This is a genomic window from Pseudomonas sp. SIMBA_067, from assembly GCF_046534675.1.
In the GTDB taxonomy this organism is placed as follows: Bacteria; Pseudomonadota; Gammaproteobacteria; order Pseudomonadales; family Pseudomonadaceae; genus Aquipseudomonas; species Aquipseudomonas putida.
The window spans coordinates 1-255 of sequence record NZ_JAWRYH010000837.1 but is presented as its reverse complement, the minus strand read 5'-3'; the positions used below and the strand labels follow the sequence as shown (position 1 = coordinate 255).

The window sequence follows — 255 nt, the reverse complement described above, 5'->3', positions numbered from 1 at the left end:
GTATGGCCCCAGTACATAGTGGCCATCGAACACGCTGGAAATACCACTGTCCGACACGTGCTCCAGCGCCTGTGCGCGGGCCTTGACCTGCCCGCTGAGGATGCCATCGATGTAACGGCTGACCAGGTTCAGGCCATGGGTGCGGTGCCCGAGCAGTTCGCCTTCGAGCAGCACCCGGGTGACCACTTGGGCGACTTCGCTATCGGCACCGGCTTTTACGAACAGTTGCTCGACAAAGGCGGTTAGCGCTTGCAC

The 255-nt window shown here is 61.6% G+C and carries 1 protein-coding gene; it reads right to left on the bottom strand.

Annotated features, from left to right (window positions below; all coding sequences use genetic code 11):
- On the bottom strand, positions 1 to 255 hold a 255-nt coding region (locus SB765_RS31550), incomplete at both ends, for an Ldh family oxidoreductase (protein ID WP_410932746.1).